Raw genomic sequence first — 14165 nt, forward strand, 5'->3', positions numbered from 1 at the left:
GTCACAGGGACTTACGCGGCCCGGCGCTCGCTCACAAAAGCGGCGAGCGCACGCACGCTGCTGAAATGGCGACGGGTTTCGTCGGAATTGGCGGAAATGCTGACGCCGTACTTCTTCTGCAAGGCAAGACCCAGTTCGAGCGCATCGATGGAGTCGAGCCCCAAGCCGTCAACAAACAACGGGGCCTGCTCATCGATGTCTTCCGGGCGCACATCCTCGAGCGACAGCGCCGCGATGATGAGTTCCTTGATTTCCTGTTCAAGACTGGGCACGGCTGATCTCCCGCGAATAGTATTGGGCGAGGAAGTCGGTCAACTGACGCGCAGCGAGCGCTTCGCTCTGATTGTTGGCGGAGAAGTCCCGCACCGGGATGTCTTCGCATACTTCGATCACGAAATGGGCACGTCGGACCGGCACGCGATACCAGGGCACCCCTTTTCTCAACATGGGCGGATCGCTGCTGATCCGCACCGGCGTCACGTCTATGCTGCCGCGCACGGCGATATTCGCCGCACCGCGCTGGAATCGGGCCCCGCCTTGCAGCGGCGTGCGCGTCCCCTCCGGGAAGATCACCAGATTGTTGCCGGAGTGGATCGACGCAATGCAGTCATCCACCATGCCGGGCCCCGACTCATTGCCGACATAGCCGGCGGCCCTGATCGGCCCCCGCGTAAACGGATTGCGCGCCAGTCCGGCCCTGACAATGCAGTCCGCGTGCTCAATCAAGGACACGAGAAAGACCACGTCAATCAAGGACGGATGATTGGCCACGACCAGCAAGCCGCTGCGGCCCAGCCGCTCGCGACCTCGTACCTCGTAGCTGATCACGCCCACGGTTGCCATCAATCCGACAAACAACCGAAACGACTCGTGCACCACTTTCTTGGCGTACCGGGCACGACGCGTCGGCTCCCGCGTCAGCAGGCAGATCGCCGGGTAGGCCACCACCCCGATCAATACCCCTCCCAGCCCGAACGTCGCAAAGCAGAATCCGGTCGCGACGATGCGGTACCACCTGTCCAGCCGCTCAAACATGGCGTCGCCACTCCCACCCGCGACCACCCACCGCACGTTGCATCACCGCATCGCCTGACAGCATGAATCGCAGCACGTCCAGCCCATAAGGCAGCGCGACCGGCATCACACCCTCGGCATGCTTCACATCCTGCGGACGCAAACTGAAACGAACCGCATCGGACGGGCTAGCTGCACATAGCTGCCACGCCCACGCATAGTGGCACGCAGGCTCATCGGCGTAGAGAGCGTACTGCTCCGGTAGCGGTGCGTCATAACACATCAGCATCACCGATGCTGCACCATCAGCCAACAGGCCGAGCGCCTCGATCACGCCGCCTACAACGCTATCCGCCCCTCCGGCCAAGGCAACAGAGTTGCCTCGGTCACCCCGCGCAATCGAGTACTGTGCGCCGATTGCATTGTGCACGGACAGGCCGAAAGCCGTCGGAGACAGCGGATTGCCCGCCGCTTGCTCACGCAGCAAACCCAGCGACCGCCCTGCCTCACCATAACGCGAGGCCAACACGACCGGCATGCCACCCGCGGTGTCCTGACACCAGAATCCGACCTGCGCGGCCATGCGACCCAACAAGCCGAGACGGCGCCGCGCCGCGACCGGCAGTTCAATCAAGTCGGGCTGGCGCTCACCGGTTGGCAAAACAGGCCGCCCAGCCCATGCCAGCCAGTCAGCCTGTGTATCCAGGCCGTCGGCATAAGCACTCCAGGTCCGGATCGAGAATTCCAGGGTCATCAAGCTTCAACCAGTCACGCACGCTGCCTGCGCAAGCTGACGGGCACGTCAGTTACTGTGGCTGCCGACATCCATATCGCCCGGACTCCCGGATTCACTGAGATGCCCACGCCAAACCAGCCGCGGAGAATACCGCATTCATAAGCCAAAACCATAGTTCGTTCTGCCATCCGGCGCGGCCGAATGCACACCCGAAAAAAATCGGGGCCAGCATCACCGGCCCCGACTCGTTGGACGTAACAGCAACGCGCCAATCAGAACGGAATATCGTCGTCGAAGTTGCCAAAGCCACCGCTCTCGGCAGGCTTCGCAGCGGACTGCTGCGGCGCCGGACGTTGCTGGCGCTGCGGTGCCGGCGCGTCATCATAGCCGCCGGAGTCCTGACGCCCCATCGGGGCATCGCCACCGCCTCCGCCCGAGCGCCCGCCGAGCATCTTCATCTCGTCGGCACGGATTTCGGTGGTGTAACGATCCTGGCCGTCCTTGTCCTGCCACTTGCGCGTCTGCAGACGGCCTTCGATGTACACCTGGCTGCCCTTGCGCAGGTATTGCGCAGCGATCTCGGCCAGCCGGCCGAACATCGCAACGCGGTGCCATTCGGTGGCTTCGCGCTTTTCGCCGGAGGTCTTGTCCTTCCAGGTATCGGTGGTGGCGATGCGCAGGTTGCAGATCGCGTCGCCGGACGGTGCATAGCGGGTTTCGGGATCGGCACCGAGGTTACCGATCAGGATTACTTTGTTGAGGGATGCCATCCCGTCCTCCTGGTTCGTCGAATCATCCCGCCTGCGCTGCAGCTTCAACCCTGCGGGGCGGCGGTGTCATGGTGAAAGCTAGGGCCAGCCAGATCAGCGCAATCACGGCGCAGAACAGATTGACTGCGCCGGAGCCGAAATGCTGGGCAAGGAAACCGCCCAGCATGCCGCCGAGAAACAGGCCGGCCGACTGCAAAGTATTGTACACGCCGAGCGCGGTGCCTTTGGCCTGCGGCGGCGCAACGCGCGAGATCCACGAAGGCTGCGTCGCCTCGAGCACGTTGAATGCAATGAAGAATCCGGTCAGCCACAGCGCAATGGTCCACGCCCCGCCCCCGGCAAACAGCAGGCCCAGCTGGACGACCACCAGCAGCATGATGGATGCATTGAAAACGAGTTTCAAGCGCCCGTGCCGCTCGGCCAGAATGATGGCCGGCACCATGAATACGAAGGAGACCAGCACAGCGGGAAGATAGACCTTCCAGTGCTCGACCAGCGGCAGCCCCCCCGCAGCGACCAGCGAGGCGGGCACCAGCACCCACATCGTGGTCTGGATGAGATGCAGCGCAAACACACCGAAGTTCAGGCGCATGAGCTGCCCGTTCTTCAGCACGTCGACAAAGCTGCCCGCGGTCGGACGCGGCACCGGCGACGCGCTCGGCACGACCTTGAGCACCAGAAAGATGGCGCCGCAGGCCAGCAGCGCGGTGAGCCAGAAGATGCCGCTCATGCCGATCACGGCATACAGCAGCGGCGCGGCAACCATCGAGAACGCAAACACGAGCCCGATACTGGCCCCGATCATGGCCATGATCTTGGTGCGGTGCTGGTCGCGCGAGAGGTCTGCGGCAAGCGCAGTGACGGCTGCGGAAATCGCGCCCGCCCCCTGCAGGACACGGCCGGCAATGACCACATAGATATTGGGCGCCAGGGCGGCAACGACGCTGCCGAGAATGAACAGCACCAGGCCGAACACGATGACCGGCTTGCGTCCGAATCGATCCGATGCAGCGCCGAAGGCGATCTGCAGAAAGGCCTGGGTCAGGCCGTACGCCCCGATGGCCAGGCCCACAAGCGTGAGGTCATCCCCCCCCGGGATCTGGTGCGCATGTACCGCGAATACCGGCAAGATCAGGAACAGGCCGAGCATGCGCAGACCAAAGATCGCGGCCAGGCTTGCGCCCGCACGCCGTTCCTCGGGGCTCATCTTGTCGTGCTCGGGGAGACTCATGCAGAAGGTCAGGACGGTTCGGACGAAGGGGCGATTCTATCAGTCGCACGGCCGATCGCGGCAGCGCCGCCTCGATACGCTCAAATTGCAGACCGCTCAAGGGTTTGTGCCGGGCCAGCCTTCTCTCGTATAGTGGCGTGTTACCCACATTCAGCAGACGCCATGGAAGAAATCCGCATCCGCGGTGCCCGCACGCACAATCTTCGCAATGTCAGCCTTGACCTGCCGCGCAACCGACTGACGGTGATCACCGGCCTGTCCGGCTCGGGCAAGTCGTCGCTCGCGTTCGACACGCTCTACGCCGAAGGTCAGCGCCGCTATGTCGAGTCGCTGTCGGCCTACGCACGACAGTTCCTGCAGTTGATGGAGAAGCCGGACGTCGACCTCATCGAAGGCCTGTCGCCGGCGATCTCGATCGAACAGAAGGCTACCAGCCACAACCCGCGCTCGACCGTCGGCACGGTCACCGAAATCCACGACTATCTACGCCTGCTGTACGCTCGCGCCGGCACGCCGCACTGCCCCGATCACCCGGAACAGCAACTGGCCGCGCAGACCATTTCGCAGATGGTCGACCATGTGCTCGATCTGCCGGAGGAAACGCGGCTGATGATCGTTGCGCCCGTGGTGTCGGGCCGCAAGGGTGAGCAGAGCGATCTCTTTGCCGAGCTGCGCGCGCAAGGCTTCGTGCGCGTGCGCGTTGATGGCGAGGTGCACGATCTCGATTCGCTGCCGGCGCTGGAGAAGGGCCGGCGTCACACCGTGGAAGTTGTCATCGACCGCCTCAAGGTACGCGCCGATGTGCGCGGACGCATCGCCGAATCCTTCGAAACCGCGCTGCTGCATGCCGAAGGGCGGGCGATTGCCGTGGAACTCGACAGCGGGCACGAGCATCTGTTCTCGGCGCGCTTCGCCTGCCCCATCTGCAGCTATGCGCTGGCCGAGCTGGAGCCCAGGCTGTTCTCGTTCAACAATCCGGCTGGCGCCTGTCCGACGTGCGACGGACTGGGGCACGTCGAGTTCTTCGACCCGGCGCGCGTTGTCGCCCACCCCGAGCTTTCCCTCGCCTCCGGCGCGATTCGCGGCTGGGACCGGCGCAACCAGTTCTATTTTCAGATGCTGACCGGGCTGGCGGTGCATTACGACTTCGATGTGGACACGCCCTTTGGCGAGCTCCCGGAGGACATCCGCGACATCGTGCTGCACGGCTCGGGCAACCAGAAGATCACCTTTCGCTACTTCTCCGACAGCGGAAAGCTGGTGGCCAAAGAGCACCCCTTCGAGGGCATCATCCCCAACCTCGAGCGACGCTTCCGCGAGACGGATTCGGTCACGGTGCGCGAGGAGTTGGCAAAGTACCGCGCCACCCGCGCCTGCCCGGCCTGTGGCGGCTCGCGTCTGCGCTCCGAGGCGCGCCACGTGTTGATCGGCGGGCTACCGATCAACCGCGTAGCGGCGATGCCGCTGTCGGAAGCCCGCACCTTCTTCGAAGGCCTGCAGCTCACTGGCCAGCGGGCCGCGGTGGCCGACAAGATCGTGCGCGAGATCGGCAACCGCCTCGGCTTCCTGATCGACGTCGGACTGGGTTACCTGTCGCTCGACCGCTCTGCCGACACGCTGTCCGGCGGTGAGGCGCAACGCATCCGGCTGGCAAGCCAGATCGGCTCGGGCCTGACCGGCGTGATGTACGTGCTCGACGAACCGTCGATCGGCCTGCACCAACGCGACAACGACCGCCTGCTCGACACGCTGCGCAAGCTGCGCGACCTGGGTAATACGGTGATCGTCGTGGAACACGACGAAGACGCAATTCGTGCAGCGGACCATGTCGTCGACATGGGGCCGGGCGCCGGCGAACACGGCGGCTGCGTGATTGCATCCGGCACCCCGGATGAGGTCATCGCCCACCCCGACTCGCTGACCGGCGCCTATCTGTCCGGCCGCCGCAGCATTCCGATGCCGGCACGCCGTCTCACACCCGACCCGCAGCGCACCCTGCATCTGACCGGCTGCAACGGCAACAACCTGAAGAACGTTGACCTCGAGATTCCCTGCGGCCTGCTCACCTGCGTAACCGGCGTATCGGGCTCGGGCAAGTCCACGCTGATCAATGACACCTTGTATGCCATCGCCGCTCGCCACCTGTATGGCAGCAACACCGAACCGGCCCCGTTCAATGCGATCGAGGGCCTGGACCACTTCGACAAGGTCATCAACGTAGACCAGTCACCGATCGGCCGCACACCCCGCTCAAACCCCGCGACCTATACCGGTCTGTTCACGCCGATTCGCGACCTGTTTTCCGGTGTGCCCGATTCGCGCGCGCGTGGCTACGGCCCGGGGCGCTTCTCCTTCAACGTCAAGGGTGGGCGCTGCGAGGCCTGCCAAGGCGACGGAATGATCAAGGTGGAAATGCACTTTCTCCCCGACATGTACGTCCCCTGCGACGTATGTCACGGCAAGCGCTACAACCGCGAGACGCTGGAGATCCGCTATCGCGGCAAGAACATCCAGGAAGTGCTGGAGATGACCGTCGAGCAGGCGCTGGACTTCTTTGCTGCCGTGCCCGCCATCGCACGCAAGCTCGACACGATGATGGACGTCGGCCTCGGCTATATCCGCCTCGGCCAGAGTGCCACAACCTTGTCCGGCGGCGAGGCCCAGCGCGTCAAACTGGCACTTGAACTGTCCAAGCGCGACACTGGTCGGACGCTGTACATTCTTGACGAACCGACCACCGGACTGCACTTTCATGACATAGAATTATTACTCGGCGTTGTGCAACGTCTACGCGACCACGGCAACACGGTCGTAGTGATCGAGCACAATCTCGATGTCATCAAAACGGCGGACTGGGTAATCGACCTCGGCCCTGAGGGTGGTGACGGCGGCGGGATGATCGTATGCAGCGGCCCACCGGAAAGCATCGCAACGAACGACCGCAGCCATACCGGACGCTATCTGTCACGTGCGCTGCAACTGCACACGACAACAGCGGGCGCAGCCATTACAGGTTAAAGCGCTGCCACAGGGAGCCAACGATGAGCGAACAACTGAACGAAGCGGAAACGCGCTTCATGGCGCGCATTGATCGACGTGTCGAATTTCTCAAGACCCTGATCGGCGCCGAGTTGGGCATTTATCTGCCGCCGGACGAACAACAGCGTAAACGTGCGATTGAATTGATCGTGCGCATGACGGCACGACAGAAGGAACTGCCCTACATCCGCCCAGAGACGATGCTCAAGGCCACCGTCATGGTGACGAGCCACTTCGAGGCGATGCAAAAAGTTTTGCCCAACGATGTGCAGTACCGCAACCGGGTGCGCAAGCACTGGTAGGTGCGATCACCGCCTGCCAGTGCTTTGCGCTGCGGCGGACATCATGATTCGAGCGCGCACTCCCGCAGCAACTCCAACGGAACGATTTCCAGCGCGGCACGATGGGTTGCTGCCAGTACGACGCCTGGCGCAGCACCGGCTCGGTAGGCTTCGAGCCAGCGCGCTGCGCACAAGCACCACCGATCACCAGGCTGAAGGCCGGCAAATCTGAACTCGGGACGCGGCGTACTCAGATCGTTTCCGGCCGAACGGGAGAAGTCGAGAAACTCCCGCGTCACCTTGACGCAAACCACGTGACGACCGACATCCTCGCCGCTGGTTTCACAACAACCGGTCCGGAAGAAGCCCGTCAATGGCGCGTAGCTGCAGGCGAGCAAAGGACCGCCCAGGACGTTGATCTGCTCCTCGGTCTGCGTATCGCTCACGATACCCTCCTCCACATCATTCAATTACCTCGCTGCGGTAGCCGCGGGGATTGGCAGATTGCCAACGCCAAGCGTCCTCGCACATTGTCATCAGATCGCGTTCCGCGCGCCAGCCCAGCAAGTGTTCAGCCAGTGACGGATCGGCCCAGCATTCGGCAACATCTCCGGCGCGCCGCGGCATCACCCGAAATGGAATCTGTTTTCCGCTCGCCGTCTCGAAGGCACGCAACACTTCCAGCACGCTGTAGCCACGCCCGGTTCCGAGATTCATGCAGTTCATGCCAGGCAAGTTGCCGAGCCGCTCCAGAGCATGAACATGGGCGCTAGCCAGATCCTCTACGTGGATATAGTCGCGCACTCCGGTGCCGTCGGTCGTCGGATAGTCATCGCCAAACACCTTTAGTTCCGCCAAACGCCCGACCGCGACCTGACTGATATACGGCATCAAGTTGTTCGGCAAACCCTCCGGGTCTTCCCCGATCATCCCGCTTGCATGCGCACCAACCGGATTGAAGTAACGCAGTACCGCAACAGACCAGCCGGGCTCGGACTGCGCCGTTTCCGCCAACACGTGTTCCATCATCCACTTGGTCCAACCATACGGATTGGTCGGCCCTGTCGGGAAATCCTCGCGCACCGGAACTGCGACCGGATCGCCATATACCGTTGCGGAAGAACTGAACACCAGACGTCGCACCCCGGCTTCACGCATCGCGCGCAGCACCGAGATGGTCCCGCCAACGTTGTTGTCGTAGTACTTGAGCGGCTCGGCAACCGACTCTCCAACCGCTTTGAGGGCCGCAAAATGGATCACCGCGTTGATCGGATGGCGCTCAAACACTTCCGAAAGAGCAACGCCGGAACGCACATCGATCGGATAGAAGGCGGTCAGCCGCTTGCCCGCAATGTGCTCGATGCGTTCGAGCACCTGCGGGTGGGCATTGATCAGACTATCCACCACGACAATATCGTGCCCCGCAGCGAGCAACGCAACGCAGGTATGCGAGCCGATATAGCCGGCCCCACCGGTCACGAGCACACAAGCCATCGACGTCTCCGTAGAATTGCAGAGAGGCGTACATACGCCCTCGTTTGAGCGGTCAAGGATACCAGTCATGCCACGCAACAATACCTGCGACACAACACCTGGTAACGAAGGCGTACGCATCGACAAATGGCTGTGGGCCGCTCGTTTCTACAAGACACGCAGTAGCGCTGCCGCGGCCATCGACGCAGGCCACGTGCGTATTGGCGGACTTCGCTGCAAGCCCGCCCGCAACGTACGCGTCGGGGACCGGATCAAGCTGCAAAAGGATGCAGTGGAACGAGAGGTGGTCGTTCGCGCGCTCAGCGCTCTGCGCGGCCCGGCTACCACCGCACAGACCTTGTACCTGGAGACAGAAGAAAGCCTGCGCAGGAGGATCGAAGCGGAAGCCTTGCGAAAGCTGGACTCCGCGCATGAGCCCTCTTCAGGCCGCCCGACCAAGCGGGATCGTAGAACCCTCGAGCGTTGGCGAGGCGATAGTCATTGAGCACAAAACAAAAGGGGCCCGCAGGCCCCTTTCTTTGCATCAGCCACGCTGAGAATACTCAGGCAGCTTCCTTGACCTGCTCAGCAGATGCCTCGTCCATCTCCGGACGGTCTACCAGCTCAACCAGCGCCATCGGCGCGTTGTCGCCATCACGGAAGCCGTACTTGAGAATGCGGAGATACCCACCGTTACGTTCGGCGAAGCGCGGGCCGAGCTCATTGAAGAGCTTGACCACCATATCGCGGTCACGCATGCGGTTGAAGGCGAGGCGGCGATTGGCCACCGTCGGCTTCTTGCCGAGGGTGATCAGCGGCTCGACGACGCGGCGCAGCTCTTTTGCCTTGGGCAGAGTCGTCTTGATGACCTCATGCTGCAGCAGCGAGTTGGCCATGTTGCGGAACATCGCCTGGCGGTGGCTGCTGGTCCGGTTCAGCTTGCGAAGACCGTTGCGGTGACGCATTTTCTATTACCTCATTCGACCCGCATTAACCGAGCTTTTCAAGCCCGGCCGGCGGCCAGTTTTCAAGTTTCATGCCAAGCGTCAGACCACGGGTGGCCAACACTTCTTTGATCTCGTTGAGCGACTTGCGACCCAGGTTCGGGGTCTTGAGCAGCTCGGTCTCGGTGCGCTGGATCAAGTCACCGATGTAGTAGATGTTCTCGGCCTTCAGGCAGTTGGCCGAACGCACGGTCAGCTCGAGGTCATCAACCGGACGCAACAGCACCGGGTCGATCGTGACGCTCTCGACACGCTCTTCGACCGGCTCGGTACCCTCAAGCTCGGCAAACACCGACAGCTGATCCATCAGCACGCGAGCCGAATAACGGATCGCCTCTTCCGGATCAACCGCACCGTTGGTCTCGATGTCAATGACCAGACGATCGAGGTCGGTACGCTGTTCAACACGCGCGCTCTCGACCATGTAGCTGACGCGACGAACCGGGCTGAACGAAGCGTCGAGCATGATGCGACCGATCGCCTTGCTTTCGGCATTCTCCGGACGCACGTTCGACGGCTCGTAGCCACGGCCTTGTTGAACACGAATTTCCATGTCCAGCTTACCGCCCGGCGCGATGTGAGCAATCACATGATCCGGGTTGATGATCTCGACATCGTGACCGATTTCCAGATCCGCAGCGGTAACCACACCCTCGCCACTCTTCGACAGACGCAAGGTCGCATCGGGACGATTATGGAGCTTGAGTACCACGCCTTTCAGGTTCAGCAGTACATCAACGATATCTTCGCGCACACCGTCCAGTGTGGAGTACTCGTGCAGCACGCCTTCGATCGTGACTTCCGTCGGGGCGCTGCCCGGCAGCGACGACAGCAGGATGCGACGAAGCGCATTGCCCAGCGTATGGCCGAAACCACGCTCGAACGGCTCCATCGTGACACGCGCCTGCACCGGCGAGATGTTCTGCACGTCGATGATGCGCGGTTTCAGCAGTGCATTGCTTTGCATCAGCAGTTCCTCGGGCCTTATGTCCTGGGGCTAACCGGAGTTAGCGGGAATAGAGTTCGACGACCAGATTCTCGTTGATCGTCGGGGGCAGCTCGCTGCGCTGCGGATAAGCCTTGAAGGTACCCTTGCCGGCTTTCGCATCAACGTCGAGCCACTCCGGGAAACCGCGGGAGCTGGCGGCCTCAAGGGCAGCTTTGACACGAAGTTGGCCACGGGCCGCCTCGGTCACTTCAACCACATCACCCGGCTTCACGACATACGACGGAATATTCACGCGCTTGCCATTGACCAGAATCCCGTTGTGGCGCACCAGCTGACGCGATTCGGCACGCGAACCACCAAAGCCCATGCGATAGACAACGGAGTCCAGACGGCCTTCGAGCAGCTGAAGCAGGTTCTCGCCGGTTTGACCACGGCGGCGATCAGCCTCTGCAAACACCCGACGGAACTGACCTTCGAGCACGCCATACAGACGACGGATCTTCTGCTTCTCACGAAGCTGAACACCGTAGCCGGACATGCGCTGACCGGAACGCTGACCGTGCTGACCCGGCGCGTAGGAACGACGCTCGATCGAGCACTTGTCGGTAAAACACTTTTCGGCCTTGAGGAACAGCTTCTCGCCTTCGCGGCGGCACTGACGGCACTTGGGATCCAGATTACGAGCCACTTTCTACTCCTTCGTCAGATACGACGCTTCTTGGGCGGACGGCAACCGTTGTGCGGAACCGGCGTGACATCCGTGATGCTGGAGATCTTGATGCCGATCGAGTTGAGCGCACGCACGGCGGACTCACGACCCGGTCCCGGGCCCTTGATACGAACCTCAAGGTTCTTGATGCCGCATTCCTGGGCAGCCTTACCGGCAGCCTCAGCTGCGACCTGCGCCGCAAACGGAGTGCTCTTGCGCGAGCCTTTGAAACCGGCACCACCCGAGGTCGCCCACGACAGGGCATTACCCTGGCGGTCGGTAATCGTGATGATGGTGTTGTTGAAGCTCGCGTGAACGTGGGCGATACCCTCGGCAACGTTCTTCTTGACCTTCTTGCGAACCTTCGCAGCAGTCTTAGCCATTTAGTTAACCCCTGATCACTTCTTCTTGCCGGCGATGGACTTGCGCGGACCCTTGCGAGTGCGAGCATTCGTACGCGTGCGCTGGCCGCGCATCGGCAGGCCACGGCGGTGGCGGAAACCACGGTAACAACCGAGGTCCATCAAACGCTTGATGTTCATCGTGACTTCACGACGAAGATCGCCTTCTACGACGAACTTCGCAACGCCATCACGCAGACGGTCCATGTCCGACTCGGTCAGATCTTTGACCTTGACCGAACGGGCAATAGCGGACTCGTCGCAAATTTTCTGGGCACGGGTGCGGCCAATGCCATAAATGGCAGTCAGCGCGATCTCGACGTGCTTATGGTTGGGAATGTTGACCCCAGCGATACGTGCCATTCGGCTATACCCCAAAAAGCGAAACGTTAAATTGTAATCTTAGGCAGCGCGGAGATCAACCCTGACGCTGCTTGTGACGCGGATCCGTGCAGATGACGCGAACCACGCCTTTGCGACGAACGACCTTGCAGTTGCGGCACAGCCGCTTGACAGAAGCTTGGACTCTCATTTTATTGCTCCTAATATCTTGGATTACTTCGTCCGGAACACGATCCGGGCTTTGCTCAGGTCATACGGCGTAAGCTGAACCGTTACCTTGTCGCCCGGAAGGATCCGGATGTAGTGCATGCGCATCTTCCCGGAGATATATCCGAGTACAACGTGTCCGTTCTCGAGCTTCACGCGGAAGGTCGCGTTCGGGAGGTTCTCGAGTACCTCCCCCTGCATCTCGATTACGTCTTCCTTCGCCATCTGCTCACCTGGAAGGCAAACCGGCGCCTTTGAAGTTCGCTTTCTTCAACAGGCTTTCGTACTGGTGCGACATCACATGAGACTGCACCTGGTTCATGAAGTCCATGGTCACCACCACGATGATCAACAACGAGGTGCCACCGAAGTAGAACGGCACGTTCCAGCGCAGGATCAAGAACTCAGGCAACAAGCACACCAAGGTGATATACACCGCGCCGACCATGGTCAGACGCGTCAGAATCTTCTCGATGTAGCGAGCCGTCTGATCACCCGGACGAATCCCCGGCACAAAAGCACCACTCTTCTTCAGGTTATCTGCCGTTTCCCGCGGGTTGAACACCAACGCCGTGTAGAAGAAGCAGAAGAAGATAATGGCCAGTGCATACAACATTACGTAGATCGGCTGACCCGGAGCGAGCGTCGACGAAATATCACGCAGCCAGGTCATGCCTTCCGAGGCGCCGAACCACTGACCCAGCGTCGCCGGGAACAGAATGATGCTCGACGCGAAGATAGGCGGAATGACACCAGCCATGTTCAGCTTCAGAGGCAGGTGCGAGCTTTGACCGCCGTACACCTTGTTTCCGACCTGACGCTTGGCGTAGTTCACCAAGATCTTGCGCTGGCCCCGCTCGACAAACACCACGAAGCCCGTCACCACCACCACCAGCACGCAAATTACGAGCGCCGTGAAGGGGTGCATCGCGCCAGTACGTACCAGCTCGAACAAGCCACCGATTGCACTGGGCAAGCCCGCCACGATGCCGGCAAAAATAATCAGCGAAATCCCGTTGCCAATACCACGCTCGGTAATCTGCTCGCCCAACCACATCAGGAACATCGTTCCGGTCACCAGCGTCGCCACCGTGACAAAGCGGAACATCAAACCTGGGTCAAGCACCAGACCAGCTTGAGTCTCCAGCGCTATCGAGATGCCGATTGCCTGCGCAAGCGCCAGCACCAAGGTGCCGTAGCGCGTGTACTGGGTAATCTTTCTCCGCCCGGCCTCGCCATCCTTCTTCAGCTGCTCCAGCGACGGAACTGCCACCGTCAAAAGCTGCATGATGATGGACGCCGAGATGTACGGCATGATACCCAAGGCAAAGATCGTAAAGCGCGACAGCGCACCGCCCGAAAAGAGGTTGAACACCCCAAGGATGCCACCGGCCTGCGACTGGAACAGCTCAGCGAGTCGCTCGGGGTCGATGCCAGGCACCGGAATGTGTGCACCAAGGCGATAGACGATGAGCGCACCGAGCACGAAGAACAAGCGACGCTTGAGATCTCCGAAACGCCCGGTGCTGCCCAAGGTGGCTGCGGTGTTTGCCACTGTGCTTTCCTTGCCTTATTCGGCCGAGACGGAGCCGCCGGCGGCTTCGATTGCCGCGAGCGCACCCTTGGTGGCACCCACACCACGCAGGGCAACCTTGCGACCGATTTCACCGGAGAGGATGACTTTAGCCGACAGCGAATCCGCCGGAATCACGCCTGCCTGCTTCAACACCAGCAGATCAATTTCGTCGATCGGCAGCTTGTCGATTTCCGACAGGCGGACTTCAGCGTTACGGCCGCGCGTCAGCGAAACGAATCCGCGCTTGGGCAGACGACGCTGCAGCGGCATCTGACCGCCTTCAAAACCGACCTTGTGAAAACCGCCGGCACGGGACTTCTGGCCTTTGTGGCCACGACCGGCAGTCTTACCCAGACCGGAACCGATGCCGCGACCAACGCGACGAGCGGCCTTCTTGGAGCCCTCACCGGGCTTGATGGTATTCAGTCGCATA

Annotated in this window: 19 protein-coding genes; 3 read left to right on the forward strand and 16 right to left on the reverse strand. The window is 61.5% G+C overall.

The window, feature by feature from the left end; translation table 11 throughout:
- Positions 1 to 11: 11 nt before the first annotated feature.
- From AC6H0R_RS12045 to AC6H0R_RS12065, 5 genes are all read right to left on the reverse strand, one after another.
- Entirely contained in the window at positions 12 to 272 is a 261-nt protein-coding gene (locus AC6H0R_RS12045; RefSeq protein ID WP_497581616.1) for a phosphopantetheine-binding protein, read from the reverse strand.
- A complete protein-coding gene (locus AC6H0R_RS12050) occupies positions 259 to 1035 on the reverse strand; it encodes a lysophospholipid acyltransferase family protein (protein ID WP_497581617.1) in 777 nt (258 codons plus the stop codon). The genes AC6H0R_RS12045 and AC6H0R_RS12050 overlap by 14 nt, the downstream gene beginning before the upstream one ends.
- Positions 1028 to 1768 (reverse strand): beta-ketoacyl synthase chain length factor, encoded by a 741-nt coding sequence (locus tag AC6H0R_RS12055; RefSeq protein WP_497581618.1) that lies wholly within the window; start codon positions 1766 to 1768, stop codon positions 1028 to 1030. The genes AC6H0R_RS12050 and AC6H0R_RS12055 overlap by 8 nt, the downstream gene beginning before the upstream one ends.
- A 254-nt stretch (positions 1769 to 2022) precedes the next feature.
- The gene (gene ssb, locus AC6H0R_RS12060) at positions 2023 to 2520 is read right to left on the reverse strand and encodes a single-stranded DNA-binding protein (protein ID WP_497581619.1); all 498 of its coding nucleotides are present in this window, start codon (positions 2518 to 2520) and stop codon (positions 2023 to 2025) included.
- A 22-nt stretch (positions 2521 to 2542) separates the two neighbouring features.
- Entirely contained in the window at positions 2543 to 3751 is a 1209-nt protein-coding gene (locus tag AC6H0R_RS12065; RefSeq protein ID WP_497581620.1) for an MFS transporter, read from the reverse strand.
- Positions 3752 to 3913: 162 nt separating this feature from the next.
- Here AC6H0R_RS12065 and uvrA point away from each other — a divergent pair, with 162 nt between their 5' ends.
- Complete coding sequence (uvrA, locus tag AC6H0R_RS12070) at positions 3914 to 6769, forward strand: excinuclease ABC subunit UvrA (RefSeq protein WP_497581621.1); 2856 nt, start codon at positions 3914 to 3916, stop codon at positions 6767 to 6769.
- A 23-nt stretch (positions 6770 to 6792) separates the two neighbouring features.
- Complete coding sequence (locus AC6H0R_RS12075) at positions 6793 to 7092, forward strand: hypothetical protein (RefSeq protein ID WP_497581622.1); 300 nt, start codon at positions 6793 to 6795, stop codon at positions 7090 to 7092.
- Between the two features lie 41 nt (positions 7093 to 7133).
- On the opposite strand, the gene AC6H0R_RS12080 is transcribed toward AC6H0R_RS12075, so the two are convergent.
- Together AC6H0R_RS12080 and galE are read right to left on the reverse strand one after the other, a co-directional pair.
- Positions 7134 to 7517, reverse strand: a complete 384-nt coding sequence (locus tag AC6H0R_RS12080; protein ID WP_497581623.1) for a DUF2237 family protein — start codon at positions 7515 to 7517, stop codon at positions 7134 to 7136.
- Between the two features lie 16 nt (positions 7518 to 7533).
- Complete coding sequence (galE, locus tag AC6H0R_RS12085; protein WP_497581624.1) at positions 7534 to 8565, reverse strand: UDP-glucose 4-epimerase GalE; 1032 nt, start codon at positions 8563 to 8565, stop codon at positions 7534 to 7536.
- Between the two features lie 67 nt (positions 8566 to 8632).
- Between galE and AC6H0R_RS12090 the strand changes: the two genes are divergently transcribed.
- Entirely contained in the window at positions 8633 to 9049 is a 417-nt protein-coding gene (locus tag AC6H0R_RS12090; RefSeq protein ID WP_497581625.1) for an RNA-binding S4 domain-containing protein, read from the forward strand.
- Positions 9050 to 9107: 58 nt separating this feature from the next.
- On the opposite strand, the gene rplQ is transcribed toward AC6H0R_RS12090, so the two are convergent.
- The 9 genes from rplQ to rplO are packed head-to-tail and all read right to left on the reverse strand — an operon-like array spanning position 9108 to position 14164.
- Positions 9108 to 9509, reverse strand: a complete 402-nt coding sequence (gene rplQ / locus AC6H0R_RS12095) for a 50S ribosomal protein L17 (RefSeq protein ID WP_497581626.1) — start codon at positions 9507 to 9509, stop codon at positions 9108 to 9110.
- A gap of 25 nt (positions 9510 to 9534) precedes the next feature.
- On the reverse strand, positions 9535 to 10515 hold the full coding sequence (locus tag AC6H0R_RS12100; RefSeq protein WP_497581627.1) for a DNA-directed RNA polymerase subunit alpha: 981 nt from the start codon (positions 10513 to 10515) through the stop codon (positions 9535 to 9537).
- A 40-nt stretch (positions 10516 to 10555) separates the two neighbouring features.
- The gene (gene rpsD / locus AC6H0R_RS12105; RefSeq protein WP_497581628.1) at positions 10556 to 11185 is read right to left on the reverse strand and encodes a 30S ribosomal protein S4; all 630 of its coding nucleotides are present in this window, start codon (positions 11183 to 11185) and stop codon (positions 10556 to 10558) included.
- 14 nt (positions 11186 to 11199) lie between these two features.
- On the reverse strand, positions 11200 to 11589 hold the full coding sequence (gene rpsK / locus AC6H0R_RS12110) for a 30S ribosomal protein S11 (RefSeq protein WP_497574673.1): 390 nt from the start codon (positions 11587 to 11589) through the stop codon (positions 11200 to 11202).
- Positions 11590 to 11604: 15 nt separating this feature from the next.
- Positions 11605 to 11970, reverse strand: a complete 366-nt coding sequence (gene rpsM / locus AC6H0R_RS12115; protein ID WP_497581629.1) for a 30S ribosomal protein S13 — start codon at positions 11968 to 11970, stop codon at positions 11605 to 11607.
- Positions 11971 to 12025: 55 nt separating this feature from the next.
- Entirely contained in the window at positions 12026 to 12139 is a 114-nt protein-coding gene (rpmJ, locus tag AC6H0R_RS12120) for a 50S ribosomal protein L36 (protein WP_497574675.1), read from the reverse strand.
- Between the two features lie 23 nt (positions 12140 to 12162).
- Positions 12163 to 12381, reverse strand: coding sequence for a translation initiation factor IF-1 (infA, locus tag AC6H0R_RS12125; RefSeq protein WP_497574676.1), 219 nt, complete (start codon positions 12379 to 12381; stop codon positions 12163 to 12165).
- Positions 12382 to 12385: 4 nt separating this feature from the next.
- A complete protein-coding gene (gene secY, locus AC6H0R_RS12130; protein WP_497581630.1) occupies positions 12386 to 13711 on the reverse strand; it encodes a preprotein translocase subunit SecY in 1326 nt (441 codons plus the stop codon).
- Between the two features lie 15 nt (positions 13712 to 13726).
- Positions 13727 to 14164 (reverse strand): 50S ribosomal protein L15, encoded by a 438-nt coding sequence (gene rplO, locus AC6H0R_RS12135; RefSeq protein WP_497581631.1) that lies wholly within the window; start codon positions 14162 to 14164, stop codon positions 13727 to 13729.
- Position 14165: the final 1 nt, after the last annotated feature.

This window comes from Pseudazoarcus sp. NS36 (assembly GCF_059703705.1).